Below are 23,612 nucleotides of genomic sequence, written 5' to 3'. Positions count from 1 at the left end.
TTAGCGCTCTTTCTGAATTATTTTTGTAATAATACTTGCAATTGAGATAATTTCTATTTTATTAGTTTTTTCAAATGTATGTATTATTGTATCTGTAATGATAAGTTTATCTATTAGAGAAGATGATATCTTTATCATTGCATCTCCTGAAAAGACACCATGTGTAATGCATGCAATGACAGACTGAGCTCCATGCTTTTTAAGTGCAATAGCAGCATTGCATAATGTTCCACCAGAATCCACTATATCATCTATAATAACACAATTTTTATTTACAACATTGCCTATTACATTCATTACTTGAGAAGTACCTGCTTGCTGTCGATTTTTATCTATAACAATAATGTTGTGCGCAATATTGCTTGCGTATCTCTTATCTAAGATACTCGCAAACTCTCGTGCTCTATCAATTGCTCCAATATCAGGCGCAACTACTGACAGATTATTACATTGTATAGTATTACAAAACATTTCATAACAATGAAAATTTATTATTGGAATATCAAAAAAACCCTCTATTTGTTTGGCATGTAGATCAATAACTGCAATGCACATTGCACCTGCAGTTTGAATAAGCTTTGCAACTAATTTTGCACCTACGGAAGATTGCATATTATTATTTTTTATCATTCTATCTTGTCTACTGTACCCATAGTAAGGAATAATTACCGTGATTTTTTTTGCATCTTGCCTTTTTACTGAATCAATTATCAGTAACAGTTCTATAAGATGTTGATTAACAGGTGAGGAAAGGGATTGTAATATAAAGACCTCTTCATTATAAAAACTATTTTCTATTTCTATATTACTTTCACCATCAGAAAACTGAGAGATGTGCAGAGCAGATGGAGTCATTGCTAATTGATATGATATCATCTTTACTAACTCTTTACTGATATTTCCTACTAATACTTTCATGATATTTTTAAGATTATTATCAATATTATATATAATTTTATCATAAACTATGAGTCAAATACGCTAGTCATATATTGACACTTTACCATCATCAATCTTTTTTTTCATTATAAATCTTGAATATTCCTTTAATAGTATTATATATTGATGATCATGATTTTTGAAAGCATTTATAGAAATTTAAAATGTGCATTAAGATATTAATAGAATTAAATTCTCCATATTATAATATATCAATATTTTAATTCTAAGATATCATTCTTAATACAAAAATGCAGAATATTGTATAATGCATGCATAATTATTTCACAATCAACCAGAATATCTAGTATATTTATTATAATATTGAATAATTATGAAGAGGCTAAAATAACTATAATTAGAACATATGATATGAAAAAAGACTCTAGAATAGAATCAGATTCTTTAGGAACAATAGAAGTCTCGCGTACAAATTACTGGGGTGCGCAAACTCAGCGTGCTTTAGAGAATTTTAAAATTGGTATAGAAAAAATGCCTAAGCCTATGATCAAGGCATTAGCAATAGTCAAGCTTGCTGCTATACGTGTAAATATGAAAAATGGCATTATAGATGAAGCTTTAGGCAATGCAATTTCTACAGCTTCACTAGAAGTCATAAATGGATTATTTGATCAAGAGTTTCCCCTAATGATTTGGCAAACTGGCTCTGGAACACAGACCAATATGAATATGAATGAAGTCATTAGTAATCGAGCTATAGAGATTTTAGGTGGTCAATTAGGTAGCAAAATCCCTATTCATCCTAATGATCATGTAAATTATGGTCAATCATCAAATGATACCTTTCCAACTGCAATGCATATTGCAGTAGTACAGGAACTTTCTATTGCATTACTACCAAATCTTACGAAACTAAATCATGCATTAAATAATAAAGTACAGGAATTTAAAGATATTATAAAAGTAGGACGTACTCACTTACAAGATGCAGTGCCTATCACTCTTGGTCAGGAATTTTCTAGTTATGCAATGCAGATTCATAAGGGTATCGAGAGAATAAAATTAAGTATGAATCAAGTATATGAATTGGCACAAGGTGCTACTGCAGTAGGAACAGGATTAAATACTATACCAGGATTTGATAAAGAGTTTGTTAGAGAAATAGTCACAATCACTAACCTACCATTCATTTCGGCAGAAAATAAATTTGAGTCACTAGCATCAAACGATGCTTTAGTTGAATTGAGCGGATCTCTTAATACACTTGCAGTTAGTTTAATGAAAATTGCCAATGATATTAGATTACTTGGTTCTGGTCCAAGATGTGGTTTTGGAGAGATAATATTGCCAGAAAATGAACCTGGTTCCTCAATTATGCCTGGTAAAATTAATCCTACTCAATGTGAAGCAATGACTATGATTTGTGCTCAAGTGATGGGAAATCATGTGACTGTCACTATTAGTGGCGCAAGTGGTCATTTAGAATTGAATGTCTTTAAGCCGGTGATTATTTATAATGTATTACAATCCATTATGCTATTATCAGATATAAGCGTTAATTTTACAGACAAGTGTATACTTGGAATCAAAGCAAATAAAAAGAGAATTACAAAATTACTTAATAAATCCTTAATGTTAGTCACGATATTAAACCCTTATATAGGATATGATAATGCAGCAAAAATAGCACAGTTAGCACATAAAGACAATATCTCTCTCAAAGATGCAGCAATAAAACTGAATATTCTTGATGCAGAAGAATTTGATAAAATTGTAAAACCAGAAAATATGATATATTTTTAATATTTACTTTTATTGAACATATTGACTTCTATAAGATATAGAATATATTGATTTAAAGTCCATATGTTTATTAAAATAACTTGTATTAAGGATATGAGATATAATATATCTAATAGATAATTTTTTTTATATAAAAAATTCCTATCAAAAAGATAAATAAAGGTGCAAGCCAAAGAATATAAGTGCTTGATTTAACAGGTGGTATCATAATAATAGAATTTCCATAATACTTTTTAAGTGCAAGAATAATCTCTTGATTCGAAGATCCTTGACTAATTTGATCACGAATTCTTGCTCTCATATCAAATGCAGCATCTGAATCAGAATCATATAAAGCTTCAGCATAACATGTTGGGCACTTTATTATTCTAAATAGATTATTTGCTTTTTGTTCTAGTTCTGGATCCCGAATTGTGCAATCTAATGTAAAAGCATGCGTAATGGTATTTGTGATCAGCATGATAATCATACATATTATATAAACTCTTTTATGAATAATCAAAGATTCACTCATCTCTCATTATATTATCTATCTAATGATATATTTCTTGTTCCCTTAGGAATTATAATATGTAGATTATTAATCTCTTTTGTGATTTTTATTTGACATCCAAGCCTTGATGTTTCTGTGAGTCCAAACGCTAGATCTAACATGTCATTCTCCTCATCAGAAAGTGGATTTAATATTTCTATATTATTATAAGACATTGGATCAATAATGATATGACATGTAGAGCATGCTAAAGCACCTTCACATGCACCTTCAAGTAGATCTCGATTACTTCTATGAGCTAACTCAAGAATAGTCTCTCCTTCTATAGCTTCATAACTTTCTTTGCTACCATCAGGTAAAATAAACGTAATAGATATCATCACATATTCCTAATATTGAAATATTATTCATATTAATATATATATGTATATTAGTACAGGAATTTACACATATCTTAACACTGAAATCTTAAAAAAAGATTGAAGTTTTTTTGAGTATGACATCAATGATGTTATATTAGATGATGCGTATATTTGAACAAAATTATAGGGAAACTTTTTATATTTAAAATGACATATTAATTGTTTATAACAATATTACTTATATCTCTCATTGTAATATTTAATTAATCAAACCTACATATAAAAATGTGATGATATAGTAGAATATATCATGTACTTATTTTACATTATGATGGACTATCATCTCATCGAGATACAAAGTATTAAGAATAACAATAGATCATCTATTATTTCTCGTCATTGCTATTATTAATAGAGACATATATTATGTGAGATTACAGTATGAATATAGAGATGTATATATATGGTAAGTATCATATAAATGAGTAATAGTAATACATTGATATATAAATATGATCTCAATCCCTTAATATTCTTTTTTTATTCTAGATTTTCGATAATATCGTAAGATGAGATAAAAAACAAAATAACTTTATTCATATTGAAAATTGATAGTATATACATATATATAGCAGTATTGAATCAATATCATGTTACACATTTCATATCAATATATCTTAAATTTCATTAAGATAATCGCAATATAAAATAATAAAAAATTTTATAAAAATATGTAGTAAGAAATAATGTTATGCCACATGTGGCATTATGCACGCGCATTCTCATAGCTCATATGTATGATCTATGATAGTGTAGCGTTTACTCTGACAGAGTATTAAAAAATATATAACAAGATTCATATGTTATTAAAATAATGTCGCACTCTTAAGATCATAAGATCGCATATAAAGATATTAAGAAAAATGCTAAAAAATACACAATCTATTGTATAATATTATGATATTTTCGATCTAAAATACTTGATATCCTTTTAATAGGATACTACTTTTAAGAATGTTATCTATCAAAAAAGTTTATATATTAAATACTGATAAGTTAATATTTGAATATATCAGTACAATATTTAAGAGTCAATTATTGAGAAAAAAATGATTTTTGTCATACCATAAGTACGTTCTAAAATTACACGCATATTCTTATTATACTGAATATTTTGATTTTTTTGTACTTCTAAAATGATCACTGCATCTTGCTGTAACCATCCTGATTTCGGTAATGTATTTAAAACTAATTCGACTATATTAGTATAATACGGAGGATCTATAAAGACTATATCGCATTTTACAGAAGATTGTGGTAATTCATGAGCATGACAACAAATGAGAGTAATTAGTTCTTCAATACCTAAAATTTCTGATGTCTTTTTAGGTAATTGTAGAGTTTTATAATTTGTATCTACCATAAATGCATGACGTGCTCCGCGAGATAATCCCTCAAAAGATAAGGATCCACTGCCACAAAATAAGTCAAGAATATTTAAATTATAAATAAGATTTTGAGATGATAAGATATTAAATATTGCTTCTCGAACGATACCCATAGTAGGTCTTACAGATAAATTATAATCTGTAAATATTTTTCTTCCTCGATATTTTCCAGCAGTAATATGAAGCATATAATGAGATTTTTTAAAGAATCGATAGTGTATCTATAAAATATTTTCATGTCAATAGATCTATATCAGGTACATGGATTCTGCAAAATATAGTAATCTATCATAATTACTATATTTTTATGCAACATCTCATCGTATTAAAATACTTATTGTAATGAATATTACTGTGAGTAAAATAATACGATAATGAATTTATATTCAAATTATCACATGATTAGTTGGCCTTTTCAAGAAGCAGAAAAAATATTGCAAAGATTTCCTAATCAACAAGAAATAATATTTGAAACTGGTTATGGCCCTTCTGGCATACCTCATATAGGTACATTTGGAGAATTCTTTCGCACAAAAGTAGTAATGAATGCATTAAAACATATTGCACCTAATATAAAGACAAAATTGATTGTCTTTTCAGATGATATGGATGGTTTACGTAAAATACCAGAGCATATGCCAAATCAAGATATGCTTAAAAATCATTTAAATAAGCCTTTAAGCATGATTCCAGATCCATTTGGATCTGATGAAAGTTATAGCGATTATATGAATTCATTATTATGTAAATTTCTTAATTTATTCGATCTTGAATATGAGTTTATGAGCGCAACACATTGTTATCAAACTGGTATTTTTGATAAAACACTCTCATTGATTCTTAGGAATTATAAAAATGTTATAGATGTAATTGTACCATCTTTGCGTATAGCAAGAAAGAAAACTTATAGTCCTTTTTTACCATTATGTCCATATACTTCTTGTGTATTACAAGCACAAGTCATTGAAGTCAATACAGAGAAAGAAACCATAGTATATCTTCATCCAAATGGACAAAAGATAGAAACGATCGTGACTCAAGGAAAATGTAAATTGCAATGGAAAGCAGATTGGGGAATGAGATGGGCAGTTTTTAATGTACATTATGAAGCTCATGGAAAAGATCTTACACCATCTGCCACACTATCAAGTCAGATATGTCAAATATTAAAACATACACCTCCACTTCTCTTTTGCTATGAACTATTTCTTGATCAAAGAGGTACGAAAATTTCAAAATCAAAAGGAAATGGTTTATCAATCGAAAAATGGCTGACTTACTCTTCAATTGAAAGTTTATCATTATATATTTTTCAGAATCCTAAAAAAGCTAAGCGTTTATATTTTGATGTCATTCCAAAATCAACTGATGCATATTTAGATTGCATACGTCTCTATCATACAAATACAGAACAAGACATTAATAATCCAGTATGGCATATTCATTCTGGTAATGTTCCTGTTATAAATACTTCAGGCATCAACTTTACTTTATTATTAAATCTTGCGACAGCATGTCACGCTGAACACAAACAGATTCTTTGGGGATTTATTTCTCATTATCAATCGAACGTTACACCAGAAAATAGCAAAGTAATAGACACTCTTGCTGATTTTGCAGTGAAATATTATCATGATTTTATCAAACCCAAAAAATCATATAAAATTCCTAATATAAAAGAAAAAATAGCACTCTTTGAGTTAAAACAAGCAATGGAAGCTTTATCTATTCATGCTACTTCAGAGGAAATTCAAGCACAAATTTTGTCTATAGGTATAAAATGTGGATATAATAGTTTACGCGATTGGTTTCAATTATTATATGAAACATTACTTGGACAACAACATGGTCCTAGAATAGGTTCTTTTATCCAATTATATGGAATAAACAACACTATTACTCTTGTAGCAGAGGTGCTCAAAAAATGACTACATATATCATTAGATGATGTAGTCATTTTTTGCACTATTGAGATATGAGAAAGTTGCTTATATAGATATAATAATTATTATAGAGAGAATGATTCATCATTACTGTTAGCAAGTTATACAGTAGTATAATATCTAAAAATATTATTTAGATATTATACTGTATATATTGTAAAATCTCTACCTTAATAATTTAAGAGATACAAAATTGTGAATTACATCAACATAGTATGATTTCATATCAAAAGATAAAATTTACTATTATAACTATATTATTAGATCTAATGAGTAATATCAGTGTAAATTGTTTTCTAAAATCCTCAATTTATAGATAATACTTGAGAATTTATTTAATATCAAGTATTCATAAATCTTAAGATATCCACAGTATGACTGGATACTTACATATATTGAATCAATTTCTGCAATCAATAATATAATAAATATTGCTAAAAATATTTATTTGTTGAGTGATAGAACATCGAAAATTATGTCTCTTGAGTGTTATTTTTTAAAATAGACATCAATTCATTCCACTCTCTAGTACCAAGTCCAGATTTTTCTTTAGTAATCTTTTCTCCTTTTATTAGTTTCCGAATTATTTCTAGACCTCTTCTTGAAATGCAGACTGAATCTAAGCAGTATTCAGAAAAAGCATTATAAGCGCAAGGTACCCATTTTTTTATTATATCTATCATCACTTCTGCATAGACTCTCATCTCATATTGAGCAAGAGGATGAGCTCTTAATCTTAAAAAATGAAGAAGATTATGTAGATCTATCTTCCAATAAAATTGCGTATAATAATTAAGTGTTAAATTGATTCTAGCAATCTCTCTTGCTACTCCTTGTCTAATAAATTTATCATAATGAGTATACATTAAGTGAGTATCTTTTTTTAAAGAATCTATGATCTTTTGTGATGCCTCAATATTGAAAGTTTCACATCTACTTTGTTTATTATGATCAGATTGTTTGGCAATATTTTCTGGATTTGGTATATAGAATTCATTATCAAGTATTGAATATCTTGCAGAATATTCATTGATATTTGCAGTTCTATGTCTAATCCATTGTCTTGCAACAAAAATTGGTAATTTAACATGAAATTTAATTTCACACATTTCAAAAGGGGTAGTATGACAATGTCGCATTAAATATTTTATCAGCTCTTCATCTTGGTTTATACTTTTTGTACCTGTACCATAAGATACACGCGCAGCTTGTACTATAGCACTATCAGAACCCATATAGTCTATTACACGAATAAATCCATGATCTAATACTTGATTTTTCTGATATAGAATATCTTCGATATCTTGTACGATAATTCTTTTAGTCGTGCTATATTGCTTGCTCATAAATATTTCCTTAAGATCTTATTGAGTATTTAATACAATATGCGTTTAGTTTGTTTTTTACCTCTATATATTCTATTCATAGATTATATATGATATATGAATGCATTACCTGCATTATAATGAGTATTATTTATTTTTTGCTCCCTATATAGGATTTTCCCATTACATTTATATATCATACAATCATCTAGAGAAATTATATTTTAACAATCCTTCTTTTTTCTAAGAGCTAATAAATGCTATATTAATTATTATAAGATTATAACTTAATATAAATATAGATCGATATAGTACATTTTTCAATGAAGATATTATATTATCTATTGCTCTCTAGATTCTATGCAATGTTCTATTGATATTACACTATGAGATTCAACTGCTCAGTCTCACACATTAAGTATATTATATATTCTTGTGATTCTTTATGTCACAACATCATGAATCTTTCGTTTTATTATTATAGTATTTCTAGATATAGTGTTTAGATTGCATTAATAATTATAATATGAAGACTGTTTTAGCCATCGAAACAAGCTGTGATGATACTTCTGTAGCAATTGTCACTAGCAATAAGCAAGTCCTTGCGCATCAAACTATCTCTCAAAAAGAGCATATAAAATTTGGTGGTGTTGTCCCTGAGATTGCTGCACGTAATCATATGACGCATTTAAAAGATTTAATTCAAAGTACTCTATATACAGCGAATCTCAATTGTCACGATTTATATGCAATTGCTGCAACAACTGGACCAGGATTAATAGGAGGATTAATTGTTGGTACAATGATGGCTAAAGCAATTGCTCATGTGATACAAAAACCTTTTATTTCAGTGAATCATCTTGAAGCGCATGCATTAGTCATCAGATTACTATATGATATACAATTTCCATTCTTGGTATTATTGATATCTGGAGGCCATTGTAAATTATTAATTGCACAAAATGTAGGGCAATATATTCAATTAGGAACAACTCTTGATGATGCTTTAGGAGAAGTATTTGACAAGGTCGCTAAAATGTTAGGTTTACAGTATCCGGGAGGCCCAATAATTGAAAGATATGCTAAACAAGGTAACGGAAAAAAATTTAGGCTACCAAGAGCAATGTTAGGACGAGTGGGATGTGATTTTTCATTTTCTGGCCTTAAAACATCAGTACAAAACTTAGTCCGCAGTATAGAGATGACTAAACAAAATATATATGATATTTGCGCTTCATTTCAAACATGCGTTATTGATATTTTGCTCGACAGAATAAATAATGCCATCATAATGACTGAATCTTTAGATATCAAAATCAATAATGTTGTTGTTACTGGAGGTGTTGCATCAAATCAATTTCTAATACAAAAACTACAAAAAATAATAAAACTCAATATCTTTGTACCTCCTCATGCATTATGTACAGATAATGCAGTAATGGTAGGATGGACAGGTATTGAAATGTTGCATAAAAATTGCATAGCATCGCTAAATTGTATACCAAGAGCTAAGTGGGAATTAGTCAGTGAGCAATCTACTTGAAGATAGAAAATATATAGTGATATTATTAAAAGAAATTAAAGCGTCATGTCAATTACTAGTAACGCTTATAATCTTTCTATTCTAAAGATAATGCTCTCGCTCAATAGCAATAGTATTTTTTAATATATTATAAAATTATAGTATAAAATTTTCCAAAAATTAAATATGTGATTTTTTCAAAAATAACATCATTTTAAGTATTAAAATATGTAAAAGATAATGATGAATTAAAAAATTGACAATGTGTATTTTAATAGCTTGTTTAGCTTAAAATAGAAGGATGTAATAGTACATGATAATACATCAACTTTCTTCAGTATAGTATATATTCGCTTGTAGCTCAGCTGGATAGAGCCTTGTTTTCCGAAGACAAGAGTCGTGGGTTCGAATCCCACCAAGCGATCTTTAAATTGTATTTGACAAATAGACTTTATTAAATATAAAATTATATTTATTTACATTGAAAAAAATGGCTAGTGGTACCATCAATAAAGTAATTTTAATTGGTAATTTAGGAAAAGATCCAGATATTAGAACAACTCACACTGGTAAGGAAATGGCAAGTTTTTCGCTAGCTACTTCTGAGAAATGGACAGATAAAATATCTGGTATACGGACTGAAAAGATAGAATGGCATAATATTGTCGTGTTTAGTGAAGGTTTAGTAAAAATTCTTAAGGAATTTGCACATAAAGGCAGTAAAATTTATCTTGAAGGCTCCTTAAGAACAAGAAAGTGGACTGATCAAAATGGTGTTGAAAAAAATATTGTAGAAATCATAGTAGATCATTTTAACGGAGGATTAACTTTATTAGATACAAAGAATCATACTCATAATACAACAGATAAATTCTTAACAAATGAAAATGAGAAGAAAAGTAAACATGAAAATTTTATTAACAGTATAAAAGATGAGTTTCTTGATGATGAAATACCATTTTAATTTCTGTGATATTCAATGACAAGAGTTTATATATAAGGGAAAGATGCTCTAACATTATGAAGAGAGAATCATTAATGCAAAAAAGGATCGAAAATATAGAATAATCTCTCTAAAAGCTCTTCATCTAAATATAAAATCAGATACCAATATTCTGTAGAATGGATAGAATACAGGTTTTAATATTCTCAATATAGATATCACAATTATATTGACTCATCATTTATCTTAATATATGAATTCCTAAATATCTCTATCATCTCAATTTATATGCCTGACTTAAAAAATATGCTGTTAAACTTTGGACCTCAGCATCCAGCTGCACATGGCGTATTACGTCTTATTCTTGAGATGGATGGCGAGATAATAGAAAGAGCTGATCCTCATATTGGACTCTTACATCGAGGTACTGAAAAATTAATAGAATATAAAACCTATCTCCAAGCTGTACCGTATTTTGATCGTCTTGATTATGTTGCGCCAATGTCACAAGAACATGCATATGCTCTATGTGTAGAAAAATTATTACAATGTAGTATTCCTATTAGAGCAAAATATTTACGTGTACTATTTTTAGAGCTTACAAGAATATTAAATCATTTACTAAATATCTCATCTCAAGCACTTGATGTCGGCGCAATGACTCCTTTATTATGGTTATTTGAAGAAAGAGAAAAAATATTACAGTTTTATGAGAGAGCATCAGGTGCAAGATTTCATGCTGCATATATCAGACCAGGAGGTGTATCAGTAGATATTCCACAGGATTTACCTGATGATATCATGCAATTTACAGAACGATTTCTCTATTATATAGATGATCTTGATGATTTATTAACAGAGAATAGGATCTGGAAACAACGTAATGTAGGGATTAGTGAGATCTCTATAGCTCAAGCACTGAATTGGGGATTTAGTGGTCCAATGTTACGTGCTGCAGGTTTACCATGGGATTTACGAAAAAATCAGCCATATGAAATATATGAACAATTGGATTTTGAGATTCCAATTGGTAAAAATGGTGATTGCTATGATCGTTATTTAGTACGAATGGCAGAGATTAGGCAGTCTGTTAATTTAGTAAGACAGTGTATAAAAAATCTTCCTGATGGTCCAATTCAAACTGAAGATAGAAAAATTTCTCCACCTTCAAGGAAAAAAATCAAAATAGAAATGGAAGCGATGATTCATCATTTTAAACTATATTCAGAAGGCTATCATGTACCAGCAGGAGAATCTTATGTCTCTGTAGAAGCTCCAAAAGGAGAATTTGGAGTATACATAGTTTCAGATGGTACAAATAAACCTTATAGATGTAGAATTAGAGCTCCTGGGTTTGCACATTTACAAGCATTAGATTTTCTGGCAAGAGGTCATATGTTATCTGATATTGCAGTAATTATTGGATCTCTAGATATAGTATTTGGTGAAATTGATAGATAGTAATCTCTAAGAGGATAGAGTGAGTAGATCTTCTATTGAAAATAGAATATATTCATTACCATGCCAATAATTGATCAAGAGTTTACCGAAAATCTCTTTAACATTACCTTGCATGATAGCAAAACCAAGTTCAGTATTGACTGCACGAAATGCAATAGCTTTTACTACAATAGTATTATCAGTAATATTACATCTGATATGATCTTTTCCTATAATTGAAGGTTGTTTTATTTTTATTCCTTGAAGAATGAATCTTGGTTCAGGATTACCCGGGCCAAATGGTTCTAACTTTTTTATTTGATTCCATAAAGATAAATTGATTGCTTGTATACTAATTATTAAATCTGCTTTTAGAATTTTATTCTGTGTAGAATGTGAAAATCTTGCTGCAAAAAAATCATGTAACTCGCTTATTTTTTCTTCTGCTACTGAAAATCCCGCAGCCATATTATGTCCACCACCTTCAATAATATGATTCATTTCCTTTGCGGATAAAATTGCAGCTCCGATATCGATACCTACAATTGATCTACAACTTGCTTTTCCTATGCCATGACTCATAGAAATCACAATTGTTGGTAAGTGAAATTGCTCTCTCAAACGTGAAGCAATAATACCAATTATCCCTTGATGCCATTTACCTAAAACCATGATAAAATTTGTCTTTAATGTAATATACTTTTTTGCTTGTATCATAGCTTCTAAAATAGCTTCACGTTCTAATGATTGTCTTATCTTATTCGATTCTATTAATTTGAGCGCTATAGTATGTGCTTCTTTTATATCATTTGTCGTGAGTAATTTTGTACCAAGTGATTCATCACCTATTCTCCCACTCGCATTTATGCATGGACCAATACTAAATCCTAATCTAGAAGCATTTGGCTTTTCAAGAATCCCTAAGTAATTAAATAATATACTTAATCCAATATTTTTTTTTTGTGCCATGACTTTTAATCCTTGTAAAACAAATGCGCGATTTAACTCGATCATTTGCATTACATCACATACAGTACCAAGTGCTACAAGATCTAATAGATTAAATAAATTTGGTTCTTTTTGCTTGAGAAAAAATCCCTGCATACGTAGAGCCCTATTAAGAGCAACAAGTAGAAGAAAAGTTACTCCTACTGCTGCAAGATAATTATAAGGAGAGTTTTCGTCTAGACGATTAGGATTGACAATTGCAACAGCACATGGTAGTGCGTTTGCACCTAGATGATGATCAATTACTATGATATCAAGATTCACTTGCTGTGCGTCTGCTATTGGTTTATATGATATAGTACCACAATCCACTGCAATACATAAGTCTATACCCAATTTCTTTAATTGCAACAATGCATTGGAATTTAATCCATATCCTTCATTAATCCGATTTGGAATATAGATGATAGAATTTACATTAATCTCTTTTAGATATCTATGAATTAATGCTGATGATGATACACCATCAACATCATAATCACCAAATATTGCAATTCTTTCATTATGATTGATTGCATGTATTATACGTAGTATAGCTTTATCCATATCAATCAGATGCAATGGATCTGGAAGTGATGATTGAATTCTTGGATTAAGAAAGTTGATCATATTCTCTATCTTAATACCACGTATCACGAGTATTTGTGCCAAAATTTCTGGTAATTGAAATTTCTGAGATAATGTCAAGGCTGCTCTATGATTTACTTCTTGCAAAGACCATAATGCATTTGTGATACTACATTGTGTAGTAGTGTGCAATAACATATTATATAGTAATATTATTATTCTTATATCAAATCTCTTCAGAAAATTCTACAAATCATTGTAGTATGATATGTCACATATTTTAAAAAAATATCATTATATATGCAATATATCATTGTAGTATACATTATAATAATATTGTATTTTTTCTGAATTTCTGATTATATAAAGTAGGAGTATATTAAATAAATAATAATATGTATTACGAATCAGAACATCGAATCATCAATTGATATATATTAAAAAGAATGGAACTGAATAAAATTGCAGCATCGATATTATTTTCTGGTCTTATGATATTACTAGTAAGTAATTTAGTGGATATACTGTACAATCCTCAACAAGATATTGAGCATCAAATCATAGTATCACATGATGAAAGAATACATCAGAATAAAAATAAAATAGAGCAAGTAGCTATGAATATAGTACCTCTTATGCAAAATGCCAATTTTGATAAAGGTAAATTAGCATCAAAAAAATGTATAGCATGTCACTCATTTGAAAAAGAGAAAGGTCATAAAGTAGGACCAAACTTGTGGAATATAATCGGTAGCAAAAAAGCCGATCGTAATGCATTTTATTATTCAAAAGCCTTACTTGCAAAGGGAGGAATATGGGGATATGAAGAATTATTTCTTTTTTTACAGAATCCAAAATCATATATAAAAGGTACACGTATGGCATTTGGTGGAATAGCACATTCACAAGAAATTGCTGATTTACTTGCTTATTTACGTACTATGAGTGATACTCCTGTTGCCTTACCATAATAATATGAATATTAAAGTTGATAGATTATATGATCAAGATAATCAATATATAGTATATCGTCAGATACGAGGAACAAGAGCTTCTATAGTGTTTTTGGGTGGTTTTGGATCTGATATGAATGGTACTAAAGCAACTGCTATTTATAAATTCTGCCAAGCACACGACTTATCACTTGTATTATTTGATTATTTTGGTCATGGTACTTCAAGCGGTCATTTCACTGATTATACAATTAGTGATTGGAAACAAAATTGTATAGAAATTATCAGTCAATTGACAATTGGTAAACAAATCATTATAGGCTCAAGTATGGGAGGCTGGTTGATGTGTCTTATTGCTATGCAACTACCACAAACGATTTTAGCTCTTATTGGTATCTCATGTGCTATAGATTTTACTCAAAACTTAATATTTGAAAAATTATCAGATCAGCAAAAGATAGCATTATCTTTATATGGTATGATACACTTCAGTGCACATGATAATGAAAATTGTACATATCAAATCACTAAAGAATTAATAGAAGATGGACGAAACAATCTACTTTTGACAAAGAATCTCATAGAGATATATTGTCCTGTACGTTTACTACACAGTCTGAATGATAAAGATGTTCCTTATCATACTTCATTAAATTTAGCACATAAAATAGCTTCAAATGATGTTGAAATACACTTGATCAAGTCCGCATCACATAATATGTCTGATAATACATCAATAGAAAAATTATTTAAAATAATAAAAGAGCTTTTATCATCTGTCATTTAGAATCAGTGATATTGAAGATAATGACGCATTAAAACATTTTAAGGGGCGAGTGACCAGAATCGAACTGGCGACATTCAGTACCACAAACTGACGCTCTACCACCTAAGCTACACCCGCCAATTTTATGATGAAATAACAATCTAAAATAGATCTTAACAGTCAATTGAAAATTTTGCACTAATTATTTATTATCTTACAAATATTCTCTATATTTATTGGTCTGATTTAACATATATTTGACATTCAACTTTATATGTTATTTGCTATTTTTTAAGGTAAAAAAACTTTGCGTGTCATTATTTCAATATGTTCTTTTGGTAATTCTTTGATAAAGCGTGAAATATACATCTTATGCCATTGATTGTTAATTTCTCTTCTCTCTACACATGAAATCAATAGTTTTGATTTTGCTCGAGTAATGCCAACATATGCAAGACGTCTTTCTTCTTCTAAAGCTTTACCAGTTTTATCTCCAAAAGATCTTTGATGAGGAAATAATCCTTCTTCCCATCCAGGAAGAAAGACACATGGAAATTCAAGTCCTTTAGATGCATGAAGTGTCATAATATATACATAATGTTCGTCATTATTTTTAATATTATCTGTATCCATTACGAGACTAATATGCTCTAAGAAAGTTTTAGGATTATCAAAATCTTTTAAAGATGATATTAATTCTTTAATATTTTCCATTCTGACTATGCCTGTTATCCCTTCATTTTCAAGCATTGTTATATATCCTAGTTGAATAACTATTTTTTCTACAAAACTGTACAGTGGACATGTAGAGATTTGGTCTGTTAAATACTTAATGTCGTTGAAAAATTTATTTAATGCAAATCTGATTCTTTCTGTTACTTGATGATTATCTATTAGCACTTTTAATGCTGCCAAGTAGGAAATATTGTCACACTGAGCAATTTTGTGTATCTTTTGTATAGTGATAGCTCCTATATATCTTTTTGGGCGATTAATAATTCTACTAAAAGCTAGATCATCATTATGATTTATAATTAATCTTAAACATGCAATAATATCTTGTACTTCTTGACGTTCATAAAATCTTATTCCACTCAGTACCTTGTAAGGTACTGAGTGTTTTATAAAAAATTCTTCTAACACTCTAGTTTGAAAACTTGCTCTGACTAAAACTGCAATATCACTCAATCTATACTGATGTAATTGTAATATTTGTTGAATAATAAATCTTGCTTCATCTTTACTATTTACTAGTTTGATAATCTTGACCTTATCTCCCGCAATATTTTTAGTCCACAATGTTTTTTGTAGTCTCGCCTGATTGTGGTTTATCATATAAGATGCAGCTGCTAATATATGAGAAGTAGATCGATAATTACATTCTAGTTTAAAGATTTTTGCATTTGCAAAATCATTAGAGAAATTAAAAATATTTTCAACTTCTGCGCCACGCCAACTATATATTAGTTGATCATCATCTCCTACACAGCAAATATTTGCATGATGTTTTGCAAGATATTGTAACCATAAATATTGAATTGTATTTGTATCTTGATATTCATCTACTATGATATACTTAAACTTCAATTGATAATAAGATAGAATCTCGCGATTACGATTGAAGATTTGTATATTATATAATAACAAATCACCAAAATCTACAGCATTAAGACGATGTAATATTTCTTGATATTGATAGTATACTTGTAATGCTATGAGATTTTTTGCTACATTAGAATTTGATAGACATTCTACTTCATAAGGCGTTAAGCATTTTTCCTTCCATTGTTGAATAGTATACATAATATTACTATATTTATTTGAGATATTCTTTGAATCTATTGTCTTAATAATATTTTTGATTATCTGTAATTGCTCCTCAACACTAATAATTGAAAAATTAGAGTTTAATCCTACAATGTTAGCATGATCACGTAAAATTTTAACTGCAATTCCATGAAAGGTACCAAACCATGGTATGTTATGAATATTTGTTAACTTTAATATTCTTGAAAGCATTTCATTTGCTGCTCTATTTGTAAATGTTACAGCTAATATTTCGTGAGAATTAGCATGCCCATTACATATAATATATGCGATTCTTGAAATAATGGTTTTTGTTTTTCCAGTGCCCGCTCCAGCTAATATCAAGACTGGACCTTTTATGTGTATCACAGCTGAGTATTGTTGTGAATTTAAGAGAGAAAGATAATTATTCATCTAATTATAATTGCAAATCCTACTAAGATCAATTAACCTGATTATTTATATAATGTATAGTATTTATTCACATTACATTGAGTAATGCATATAAATAATTTGTGTATTATATAATGAATCTTATAATGAATCTTATAATGAATCTTATATAGATAGATTATTAATAAAAAGTATATAACATCTCTACTTTAGATTATGTCAAGAGATAGATATTGTCTGTACTTGCAAACAGATATATTGTAAAGATTGATTAATTAACATATTTATTTTACATTAATATCTATTATGAGTTACAAGGGTAGTAATGCATTTTTTCTTTTATTTTTTTTCACTTTCAAGTATTGTATCAGCTGTTTGTGTTATTCTTTTACAAGATACTGTACATGCATTATTATTTTTAATTCTTACCTTTATATACACTTCAGGATTATTCATCCTCCTAGGAGCTGAGTTCATTGCTATGATGATACTTATAGTATATATTGGTGCAGTTGCGATTTTATTTCTTTTTGTCGTTATGATGATTGATAATGAACATATTGCATTGTATCACAGACGCACAAAGTATTTAATTGCTAGCATTATGCTCTGTATCATTTTTTTTCTGATAATCAATTTTTTAATTAAAACCTCAAATAACAATACAAATAATAATATTCAGTATAGCATTGATAATGTACATGCTATTGGCAACTTACTGTATACTGAATATATGTATGCATTCCATCTATCTGGTATTTTACTTGTAACTGCAATTGTTGGTGCTATTACTCTTACTTTGCAAAGTAAAAAACAGCATCATAAACAACAAAATCGAGTCAAGCAAATACAGCATACTTCATATGTACAGTTGGTCAACACTAAATTTCGACAAGGAATAGAATGGAAACAATAGAGCTAAATAATTTTTTGATTGTTGCTGCCCTTTTATTTACTATTGGTATATATGGTATATTTATTAATCGTAAGACTATCATGCATATACTATTTTCAGTAGAAATACTATTTTTGGCGATTAATCTAAATTTAGTTGCATTTTCTGCCTTTATGAACGATATTATCGGACAAATCTTTGTTATGTTTATTTTAACAGTTGTAGCAGCAGAATCAGCAGTAGGACTGGCTATTCTAGTACTATATTACAGAAAACGTGGTAATGTAGATATACAACAGATAAATTCAATGAAAGAATAGTTAAGGTATAGATGTATATTATTCTAACATTACTAGTATTTTTCCCACTATTAGGATCATGCTATGCAGTATATATGAGAAAAAATACTATATTCAGTGGTCAAATCATTTCAACAGGATGTATAGGAATTTCTATGCTGTTCTCTTGGTATATTTTTCTTACCTTCTCTCATAATATTCACTTAATTTTATTTCCTTTAATATATCTTGAGAAATTAAAAGTAGATTGGGTATTCAATATAGATATACTCTCATCTATTATGCTAATTATTATTACAACTATTTCTTTTGTAGTACATCTATATTCTATTGGATATATGGAGCATGATAAGACAAAAAGAATTTTTTTTTCTTACTTATCATTGTTTACTTTTTTCATGATGATCATGGTCATGAGTGATAATTTTCTTCAGTTATTCTTTGGTTGGGAAGGAGTAGGAGTATGTTCCTATTTACTAATAGGATTTTGGTTTCATAAACCCTCTGCAAATAGAGCAGCTTTTAAAGCATTTTTAGTGAATAGGATAGGAGATTGTGCACTACTTATTGGAATATTTATTATTTACCATATATTTCATACTTTAAAATTTATTGATATCTTTGATCAAATTGATTATATAGCTACTCAAAATCTTGATGTTTATGGTAATACTATACATGTCATATGTATATTACTGTTTATTGGTGCTATGGCTAAATCTGTGCAACTAGGATTACATATCTGGCTTCCAGATGCAATGGAAGGTCCCACTCCAGTATCTGCACTGATTCACTCAGCTACTATGGTCACTTCTGGTATATTTTTAATAGCCAAATGTTCTCCTTTATTTGCACTATCAGAAATTACGAGAGAAATTATAGTGATCATTGGAGCATGTACTGCTATTTTTGGTGCAACAGTTGCAATGACAGAGAATAATATAAAAAAAATCATTGCATATTCCACATGTAGTCAACTTGGATATATGTCCATGGCATGTGGATTATCCGCTTATAATATTGCTATTTTTCATTTAATGACACATGCTTGTTTTAAAGCTTTGCTATTTCTTGGTGCAGGCAATATAATCTATACTATGAATAATGAACAGAACATTCATAAAATGGAAAATTGCTGTTGGAATAAAATGCCTTTTACCTATGCTATGATGTGTATTGGAACTCTTGCGCTATCAGGAATATTTCCATTTGCAGGTTTTTATTCTAAAGATCTTATAATAGATATTGCTTATCATACACATAAATTTGCTTTTGTAGTCAGTCTCATTGTCACATGCTGGACTTCACTTTATGCCTGGAGATTATTAATTATTGTATTCCATAGTCATAAAACAAATAACTTGAAGATCATCAGACCTCCTAAAATTATGTGTATACCGCTATTAATTCTTGCATTTGGAGCGATGTTTTCTGGAATATGGGGAATTTATATATTAGATATCACTAGTAATATATTTTGGCAATCAAGTTTAGAATTTATCAACCATAATGACACACATAATTTTTTTATAAAATTACTGCCAATGATAGTTAGTATGATAGGAATTACACTAGCATGGTTGATATATTATTATCACATCATATCTCAAATAAAAAATCAATTATTAAGTAGTATATGCCAAAATAAATGGTATTTTGATCAATTCTATTCATTTTTTATAGTCAAACCTATTAGAGTCATCTCTCAATATCTATATAGTTTTGATATTGCAATTCTTGATACATTTGGACCAAAAGCTCTGATCAAATTGATTAATAAATGCTCAAACATGACACTCAAGTTACACACTGGTTATATATTTGATTATGCCTTTATCATGTTTTGCTCTCTGATCTTCTTTTCTTTATATGTTATTAGAATGAAATAAAGTGTTATTATTAAGTATTTTCTTGATACCCCTATTAGGTGCTTTGGTTTTAGCGATGATCAAAGTAAACGTTCACTCTCAATATATTATCAGATATATTTCTCTATTTTGTGTCTTACTGACTTTTTTTCTAAGTCTGATAGTGCTGATAAAATTCGATTATCAAAGCATAGAATTTCAATTGATCAGCTATCCAATAAAACATTTTGGCGTTGGTGTAGATGGTCTTTCGCTACTCTTTTTAATATTAACTACTTTCTTATTTGTTATTTGTATATTTTATAATATACAAATCTATAACTTATCTATTTTATCTCTGAAACTATATATAGCATTATTTTTATTACTTGAGAGTTTTATAATAGGTTTTTTTATTTCTTTACATATTACAAGTTTTTATATATTTTTTGAAGCAGTTTTAATACCCATGTTCTTCATTATTGGGATTTGGGGAGGAAGAGATAGAATATATGCAACATTTAAATTATTTCTCTATACATTAACTGGCTCTTTATTATTATTAATTGGCTTAATATATATGTATAGTATATTTCATACTTCTGATATACAAAAATTATCAATACTAGTACCGCAGATTGATTTTAGATCTCAATTATTATTATGGATTCTCTTCTTTATCGCTTTTGCAATAAAAGTACCGATGATTCCATTTCACACTTGGCTACCTGATGTACATGTTCAATCCCCTACTTCTGGATCTATCATTTTAGCTGGATTACTGATTAAAATGGGAGGATATGGATTTTTAAGACTTTCTATCCCTATGCTCCCTCAAGCAAGTATATATTTTTCACAATATGTCATATGTCTCAGTATTATTGGCATAATATATTCTTCTCTCATAGCATTTGCACAAAGTGATATGAAAAAACTTATATCATATTCTTCAATATCACATATGGGTTTTGTGACAGCCGGTCTTTTTTCTTTTTGTGAAGAGGGAATACTAGGAGCCATATTTCAGATGATTAGTCATGGATTGATATCAACTGCTCTATTCTTATGTATTGGAATCTTATATTCTAGATTTCAGTCTTTAAAAATTGCACAATATTCTGGTCTTGCACATTTACTACCTAAATTTAGTATCATTTTTATGATATTGACTATGGCAGCAATAGGATTACCTGGAACATGTGGTTTTATAGGGGAATTTTTATCCATGTTAGGTATTTTTGCAAGAACAAAATTTATATATGCAGGATTTATTACATTGGGTACTATTTTGAGTGCTTTATATATGCTCAATTTATGCAAACAAATAATCTGGGGAATCAATACTACTCAATCTGTTAATATACCACTAAGTGGGATAGAGTATTGCATTTTAATTATGCTTGTAACTTGTATTATTATCCTAGGAATTTATCCTACTTTAGTATTTCATTATTTAAAGCCATTTACATTAAATTTACTAATGAAATATCATGAATTATGATTGATATACAAATATTACCAGAATTATTCTTTATTTCTTCTACTATGTGTTTACTCTTACTGGGTATCGTATTACACAGTAGAACTATCAATTTATTAGCACTATCTATCACAATTATTACTTTTATACTGTTAATACTTACGATAGATACACATGAAATCTTTATCTTAAATTCATTATTAAAACTTAACTGCTATATTAGATATGCTCAATTACTAGTTCTGACTACTGGTATTTTAATACTCTTATTATTGTATTTATCAAAGACTCATTATAAATATGAAGTCTCAATATTAATACTCTTGAGTATCTTTGGTATGTTGAATGTCATTGCATCCAATAGTTTTATTTCTTTTTACTTATCTTTTGAATTAATGAATCTCTCTTTATATATTCTCACAGCATATAATAAAGATTCGCAATATTCATGTGAAGCAGGGATAAAATACTTTATTCTCAGTATACTTTCGTCCTGTATTATGTTATATGGCATTTCCTTAATATATGGATATACAGGAAAAGTAAATTTTTCTGAAATTAGCATATTTTATACTAATAATCAAATTAGTTATGGGTTATTATTTGGATTATTATTTATTATTATTGCCTTGTGCTTTAAATTAGCTATTGCGCCTTTTCATATATGGGTTCCTGATGTTTATCAGGGTGCACCGACAATTATCACTGCATTTTTTTCTACATCTCCCAAGGTTACTCTTGTGACATTTTTAATTCGTTTTCTCAATGAGGAATTAATTAGTATAGGACAGAATTTTCAGCCTATTTTTTTGTGCTGCGCATTACTATCTGTATTACTTTCTTCATTTGGAGCATTACATCAACGCAATATGAAAAGGTTATTAGCTTATAGCTCAATAGGCCATGTTGGCTTTATTCTTGCTTCATTGAGTGTCTTTACACAAGAAGGCATAAGTAGTGCTTTAATATATTTACTGATATATGTTATCACAACTGTAGGTTTATTTGCATTTTTTATTCAAATTGATGATGATGATTGCAATATTACTCATCTTTCTAGTATGAGAATTAAATCTCCTGTATTAGCATTCCATATGAGTATATTATTTCTCTCAATGTCCGGTCTTCCACCACTAGCAGGATTTTTTGCCAAATTGTTTGTATTCAACAGCTTAATACAATCCGGATATTTTATAACATCTGTGATTCTTGCAATCTCAAGTATAATATCATGTTACTATTATTTAAATATCATAAAAATGATCTATTTTGATCATGCAGTAGATGAGCAAATTAATTATTCTCAAACTCTTATTTATGTTATTTCATTGATTTCATTACTGAATATTCTATGCTTTATATTCTTAGATAAGATATCTTGGTTCATTAACTCTCTTACTATAGGTTTAATAAAATGAT

The 23,612-nt window shown here is 28.7% G+C and carries 19 protein-coding genes and 2 tRNA genes; 13 read left to right on the top strand and 8 right to left on the bottom strand.

Annotated features, from left to right (window positions below):
• A complete protein-coding gene (locus MC061_RS00410) occupies positions 1–918 on the bottom strand; it encodes a ribose-phosphate diphosphokinase (RefSeq protein WP_259535965.1) in 918 nt (305 codons plus the stop codon).
• Positions 919–1,311: 393 nt separating this feature from the next.
• On the opposite strand from MC061_RS00410, the gene fumC reads away from it, so the two are divergent.
• Positions 1,312–2,703: a class II fumarate hydratase gene (gene fumC / locus MC061_RS00405; protein ID WP_259535963.1), complete on the top strand. Its 1,392-nt coding sequence runs from the start codon at positions 1,312–1,314 to the stop codon at positions 2,701–2,703.
• A gap of 109 nt (positions 2,704–2,812) precedes the next feature.
• On the opposite strand, the gene MC061_RS00400 is transcribed toward fumC, so the two are convergent.
• From MC061_RS00400 to rsmD, 3 genes are all read right to left on the bottom strand, one after another.
• Positions 2,813–3,163: a cytochrome c-type biogenesis protein gene (locus MC061_RS00400; protein ID WP_259535961.1), complete on the bottom strand. Its 351-nt coding sequence runs from the start codon at positions 3,161–3,163 to the stop codon at positions 2,813–2,815.
• Positions 3,164–3,228: 65 nt separating this feature from the next.
• Positions 3,229–3,576, bottom strand: coding sequence for a ferredoxin family 2Fe-2S iron-sulfur cluster binding protein (locus tag MC061_RS00395; protein ID WP_259535960.1), 348 nt, complete (start codon positions 3,574–3,576; stop codon positions 3,229–3,231).
• A 1,066-nt stretch (positions 3,577–4,642) separates the two neighbouring features.
• Positions 4,643–5,194, bottom strand: a complete 552-nt coding sequence (rsmD, locus tag MC061_RS00390; protein WP_259535957.1) for a 16S rRNA (guanine(966)-N(2))-methyltransferase RsmD — start codon at positions 5,192–5,194, stop codon at positions 4,643–4,645.
• 210 nt (positions 5,195–5,404) lie between these two features.
• Here rsmD and MC061_RS00385 point away from each other — a divergent pair, with 210 nt between their 5' ends.
• Entirely contained in the window at positions 5,405–6,934 is a 1,530-nt protein-coding gene (locus MC061_RS00385) for a lysine--tRNA ligase (RefSeq protein ID WP_259536209.1), read from the top strand.
• 488 nt (positions 6,935–7,422) lie between these two features.
• Here MC061_RS00385 and thyX read toward each other — a convergent pair whose 3' ends face one another.
• Complete coding sequence (gene thyX, locus MC061_RS00380) at positions 7,423–8,295, bottom strand: FAD-dependent thymidylate synthase (protein WP_259535955.1); 873 nt, start codon at positions 8,293–8,295, stop codon at positions 7,423–7,425.
• Between the two features lie 505 nt (positions 8,296–8,800).
• Here thyX and tsaD point away from each other — a divergent pair.
• The 4 genes from tsaD to MC061_RS00360 all read left to right on the top strand — a co-directional run bounded on the left by tsaD (position 8,801) and on the right by MC061_RS00360 (position 12,200).
• On the top strand, positions 8,801–9,817 hold the full coding sequence (gene tsaD, locus MC061_RS00375) for a tRNA (adenosine(37)-N6)-threonylcarbamoyltransferase complex transferase subunit TsaD (RefSeq protein WP_259535953.1): 1,017 nt from the start codon (positions 8,801–8,803) through the stop codon (positions 9,815–9,817).
• Between the two features lie 329 nt (positions 9,818–10,146).
• Positions 10,147–10,220, top strand: a tRNA-Arg gene (locus tag MC061_RS00370).
• A 66-nt stretch (positions 10,221–10,286) separates the two neighbouring features.
• Positions 10,287–10,760, top strand: a complete 474-nt coding sequence (gene ssb / locus MC061_RS00365) for a single-stranded DNA-binding protein (RefSeq protein ID WP_259536208.1) — start codon at positions 10,287–10,289, stop codon at positions 10,758–10,760.
• Between the two features lie 267 nt (positions 10,761–11,027).
• Positions 11,028–12,200 (top strand): NADH-quinone oxidoreductase subunit D, encoded by a 1,173-nt coding sequence (locus MC061_RS00360; RefSeq protein WP_259535951.1) that lies wholly within the window; start codon positions 11,028–11,030, stop codon positions 12,198–12,200.
• A gap of 6 nt (positions 12,201–12,206) precedes the next feature.
• Here the strand turns inward: MC061_RS00360 and recJ are convergent, their stop codons facing one another.
• Positions 12,207–13,952 (bottom strand): single-stranded-DNA-specific exonuclease RecJ, encoded by a 1,746-nt coding sequence (gene recJ / locus MC061_RS00355; RefSeq protein ID WP_259535949.1) that lies wholly within the window; start codon positions 13,950–13,952, stop codon positions 12,207–12,209.
• Positions 13,953–14,200: 248 nt separating this feature from the next.
• On the opposite strand from recJ, the gene MC061_RS00350 reads away from it, so the two are divergent.
• Positions 14,201–14,725 (top strand): c-type cytochrome, encoded by a 525-nt coding sequence (locus MC061_RS00350; protein WP_259535947.1) that lies wholly within the window; start codon positions 14,201–14,203, stop codon positions 14,723–14,725.
• 10 nt (positions 14,726–14,735) lie between these two features.
• Positions 14,736–15,494, top strand: a complete 759-nt coding sequence (locus MC061_RS00345) for an alpha/beta hydrolase (protein ID WP_259536207.1) — start codon at positions 14,736–14,738, stop codon at positions 15,492–15,494.
• Between the two features lie 44 nt (positions 15,495–15,538).
• On the opposite strand, the gene MC061_RS00340 is transcribed toward MC061_RS00345, so the two are convergent.
• Positions 15,539–15,611 (bottom strand) — tRNA-His (locus MC061_RS00340).
• Positions 15,612–15,764: 153 nt separating this feature from the next.
• Positions 15,765–17,693, bottom strand: coding sequence for an ATP-dependent helicase (locus MC061_RS00335; RefSeq protein ID WP_259535945.1), 1,929 nt, complete (start codon positions 17,691–17,693; stop codon positions 15,765–15,767).
• Between the two features lie 304 nt (positions 17,694–17,997).
• Between MC061_RS00335 and MC061_RS00330 the strand changes: the two genes are divergently transcribed.
• Genes MC061_RS00330 through MC061_RS00310 form a run of 5 tightly spaced genes read left to right on the top strand, consistent with a single transcriptional unit; the run spans position 17,998 to position 23,611 of the window.
• The gene (locus tag MC061_RS00330) at positions 17,998–18,588 is read left to right on the top strand and encodes an NADH-quinone oxidoreductase subunit J (protein WP_259535943.1); all 591 of its coding nucleotides are present in this window, start codon (positions 17,998–18,000) and stop codon (positions 18,586–18,588) included.
• The gene (gene nuoK, locus MC061_RS00325) at positions 18,576–18,887 is read left to right on the top strand and encodes an NADH-quinone oxidoreductase subunit NuoK (protein WP_259535942.1); all 312 of its coding nucleotides are present in this window, start codon (positions 18,576–18,578) and stop codon (positions 18,885–18,887) included. The genes MC061_RS00330 and nuoK overlap by 13 nt, the downstream gene beginning before the upstream one ends.
• Positions 18,888–18,898: 11 nt before the next feature.
• Positions 18,899–20,755, top strand: coding sequence for an NADH-quinone oxidoreductase subunit L (nuoL, locus tag MC061_RS00320; protein WP_259535940.1), 1,857 nt, complete (start codon positions 18,899–18,901; stop codon positions 20,753–20,755).
• Position 20,756: 1 nt separating this feature from the next.
• Positions 20,757–22,214 carry a complex I subunit 4 family protein gene (locus MC061_RS00315; protein WP_410543433.1) on the top strand — a complete coding sequence of 486 codons (1,458 nt, stop codon included), beginning with the start codon at positions 20,757–20,759 and terminating at the stop codon, positions 22,212–22,214.
• Entirely contained in the window at positions 22,211–23,611 is a 1,401-nt protein-coding gene (locus MC061_RS00310) for an NADH-quinone oxidoreductase subunit N (protein ID WP_259535936.1), read from the top strand. Before MC061_RS00315 ends, MC061_RS00310 begins: the two co-directional genes overlap by 4 nt.
• Position 23,612 lies beyond the last annotated feature (1 nt).

This window comes from Wolbachia endosymbiont of Howardula sp., from assembly GCF_025021925.1.
Taxonomy (GTDB): domain Bacteria; phylum Pseudomonadota; class Alphaproteobacteria; order Rickettsiales; family Anaplasmataceae; genus Wolbachia.
Note: the sequence above shows the minus strand (reverse complement) of the source record. Positions and strands in the feature narration are given on the sequence as shown.